This window comes from Kitasatospora sp. NPDC001603 (assembly GCF_040298365.1).
In the GTDB taxonomy this organism is placed as follows: domain Bacteria; phylum Actinomycetota; class Actinomycetes; order Streptomycetales; family Streptomycetaceae; genus Kitasatospora.
In genome coordinates, this window is the sequence record NZ_JBEPAA010000177.1 from 1 (window position 1) to 2,483 (window position 2,483).

The window sequence follows — 2,483 nt, forward strand, 5'->3', positions numbered from 1 at the left end:
GAACTCGGCCCCGACGGTGTGCTCTCCGCCCTCGTCGACGCCGCCGCGCCCGCGCTGCGCGCGGACCGGCCGGAGGCCCGCCAGACGGTGACGGCTCTCGCGCACGCCTTCGTCCACGGTACGGACGTCGACTGGCCCACCCTGTTCGCGGGCCACGACCCGCGCCTGGTCGAGCTGCCGACGTACGCCTTCCAACGCGAGCGCTACTGGCTGAAGCCGGCGACACGCACCGGGGCGGGCAGCCCGGCCTCCCGCGATTCCCTGCTCTACCAGGTGGGTTGGCAGCCACTCGACCTGCCGCTCCGGGATGCCGTGCCCGGCACCTGGCTGGTCGTCACATCGCCCGCGCCGGACCAGGACGAGCTTCTGGCGGAGGCCGCCCGGCGCCTGGGAACCCTGGTCGAGAACGTCGTCCGGGTCGAGCTCGACCCCGCCGTCGAGCTCGACGAGCAGGCGGTCGCCGGGCTGCTGCGCCGGATCGCGGACGAGGCGCCCCTGGCGGGCGCGGTGTCGCTGCTCGGTCCGCGCGCGGGGGCGCTGGTGGCGGTCGCCCGGGCGCTGGACACGATCCCGCTGTGGTGCCTCACGCGCAACGCCGTGGCGGCCGCCGCCGAGGATCCGGCGGTGGATCCGGACGGCGCCGGCCCGTGGGCGGTCGCGCGTGTGCTCGGCTGGGAGCTGGCCGAGAGCTGGGGCGGAGTCGTCGACCTGCCCGCCGCGCCGACCGAGGAGGACTGGAACCGGCTGCGCGACGTGCTGGGCGCCGGCCAGGACGCGGACGACCAGCTGGCCGTGCGGGCCGGGCGGGTCCTCACCCGGCGGCTGCGGCCCGCGCGCGCCGGGGGCAGCGCGGTCGGCCTGAGTGGAACGGTCGCGGTCGTCGGTGACCTCGGGCCCCGGGCCGGTGTGCTCGCGGACTGGCTGCTGGGCATCGGCGCCGACCGGGTCGTCCTGGTCGGAGCACCGGGCGGCACGGGCCGGGCGGACGAGGGAAACGGCGAGCCCGGACTCCCGGACCGGGTCGAGCGCGCGGAGTGGAACGCCGCCACCCGGGCGGAGCTCGCCGGGAGCGCCGTCGTCCTGCTCGAAGAAGCACACGGCGACACCGCGACCCTGACGGCCGAGCAGTGGCACCGGCTGGTCACCGCCCGGACGGAGCAGCTGAAGGAACTGCACGAGTGGGCCGGCGCCGGGATGCTGCTGGTGCTCTGCTCCGCCGTCGGCGTCATCGGCGGCGCCGCGTCGCCCACCGTGACCCAGACCGCGGCGGAGGCCGTGGTCCGGCACCGCCGGTCCCTGGGGCTGCCCGGGCTGTCGGTGGCCGTCGGCCCGGACGAGGACGGGCCGGGCGCCCTCGGGTTCCGGCCGGTCGGTCTGCGCGAGGCGCTGGGGCTGGTGAGCTCCGGCCGGGAGAACACCGTCGTCGCCGACGTCGACTGGGAGCAGGTGGTCTCGGCGCCGACCGTGGCGCGCGCCCACCGCTTCGTCGCCGAGCTGCCCGAGGTCAGGGCCCTGCTCGGGGCGGACGCCCGGGCACTGCGCGACCGGCTCGCCGGTCTGGCGGACGCGGACCGCCGCCAGGCACTCGTCACCCTGGTCCGGACCGAGGTCGCCGAGGTGCTCGGCTACGCGGAGTCCGGGCCGCTGGAGACCGCCCGCGCCTTCACCGAGCTCGGGCTGACCTCGCTGACCGCCGTCGACCTGCGCAACCGCCTGAACGCGCGGACCGGCCTCCGCCTGGCCGTCTCGCTCGCCTTCGACCGCCCCACGGTCGAGGCGGTCGCGGACCACCTGGCGGCGGAACTGCTCGGTGCGGACGACGCCCAACTGCCCGTCGCACCGGCCGCGGTCACCGACGAACCGATGGCGATCGTCGGCATGGCGTGCCGCTTCCCCGGCGGGATCGGCTCACCGGAGGACCTGTGGCGGGTCGTCGCCGACGGCGCCGACATGATCGAGCCGTTCCCCACCGACCGCGGCTGGAACATCGATGACCTCTACGACCCGGACGCCGGCGCCCCCGGAAAGACCTACACCGCCGAGGGCGGCTTCCTCCGGGGGGCGACCGAGTTCGATGCCGGGTTCTTCGGGATCTCGCCGCGGGAGGCGCTGGGCATGGACCCGCAGCAGCGCCAACTGCTGGAGACGGCCTGGGAGGCGTTCGAGCAGGCCGGCATCGACCCCGCGGCGCTGCGCAACAGCCCGACCGGGGTGTTCGTCGGCGGCAACGGTCAGGACTACGCGACGTCCATGACCCGCGTCCCGGCCGGTGTCGACGGGTACCTGATGACCGGCAACGCGGCCAGTGTGCTGGCCGGCCGGATCGCCTACACCTTCGGCTTCACCGGTCCGACCCTGACCGTGGACACCGCCTGTTCCTCGTCGCTCGTGGCGTTGCACCTGGCGGTGCAGGCGTTGCGCGGTGGTGAGTGTGCGTTGGGTGTGGTGGGGGGGGTGACGGTGATGTCGTCGCCGGGGACGTT

Annotated in this window: 1 protein-coding gene; it reads left to right on the top strand. The window is 75.7% G+C overall.

From position 1 onward, the window contains the following. A partial coding sequence (locus tag ABT263_RS38660) for a beta-ketoacyl synthase N-terminal-like domain-containing protein (protein WP_352298624.1) occupies positions 1 to 2,483 on the top strand: 2,483 nt, incomplete at both ends.